General features: G+C 69.5%; 1 protein-coding gene. It reads right to left on the bottom strand.

The features are described 5' to 3' along the window. Nucleotides 1–1065 (bottom strand): amino acid adenylation domain-containing protein (locus M8I34_RS41070; RefSeq protein ID WP_250058161.1); only part of this gene is annotated, 1065 nt, incomplete at both ends.

Below are 1065 nucleotides of genomic sequence, written 5' to 3'. Positions count from 1 at the left end.
CGGACTTTGACCTGAGTGTCGATACGTCCGGCGAATTCGAGTTGTCCGTCGGGGCGTCGGCGGGCGAGGTCGCCGGTGCGGTACATGCGGGTGCCGGGGGTGCCGTGGGGGTTGGCGGTGAAGCGGGTGGCGGTGAGGTCGGGGCGGTGGAGGTATCCGCGGGCGAGGAGGTCGCCGGCGATGTAGAGCTCGCCGGTGACGTTGGGGGGTACAGGCTGGAGGTGGGCGTCGAGGATGTGGATCTGGGTGTTCCAGATGGGGTGCCCGATGGTGATGGTGCCGGTGGGGGCGGGCTGTCCGGGCTCGATGCGGTACTGGGTGCAGCCAACCGTGGTTTCGGTGGGCCCGTACTCATTGATGACGGTGGTGCCGGGGTGGTCGAGGCGCCACTCGTCGAGCGCCTCACCCAGGAGCGCTTCACCACCAAGGACCAGCTGCTCGGTCGGCGAGACGTGCGCGGGCAGGTTCTTGAGCAGGGTGAGGTGCGAGGGTGTGGCCTTGACGAAGGTCGGTGCTTCGGCGAGGTCCGGGGCGGTGCCCTCATCCAACTCGACGAGATGCGCGCAGCCGCCAAGGGTGAGAGGCCCGAGGAGCCCGGTGACGGTGAGGTCGAAGGAGACCGGTGAGTGGACGAGAGTCCGCCCGCTCATGGCGGGGTAAGCGGCGTGGGCCCAGGCCAGATAGAGGTTCAGCGAGCGGTGCTCGACGACGACGCCCTTCGGCCGCCCGGTGGAGCCGGACGTATAGATGACGAAGACGGGGTGCGAGGTCTTCGCCTCACGCAACCGGTCAGCGTTGGTGGGATCGGTGGCGGGGAGCCCGGCTGTGCGGAGCTGATCGGTGATCAGGGTGGTGACGCCCGTGTCCGGCAGGCCGGCGGCGGTGGCCTTGTCGGTGATGAGCAGTGTGGGCCGGGCGTCGCTGAAGAGGTAGGTGATGCGGTCGGCGGGGTAGTCGGGGTCGACGGGCAGGTAGGCCGCGCCGGTCTTGGCGACGGCGAGGATCGCTACGACCACGTCGATCGTGCGGGGAAGGGCGAGCGCGACGATCTGCTCGGGGCCGACG

It is taken from the genome of Streptomyces sp. MCA2 (assembly GCF_023544705.1).
Classification (GTDB): domain Bacteria; phylum Actinomycetota; class Actinomycetes; order Streptomycetales; family Streptomycetaceae; genus Streptomyces; species Streptomyces decoyicus.
Note: the sequence above shows the minus strand (reverse complement) of the source record. Positions and strands in the feature narration are given on the sequence as shown.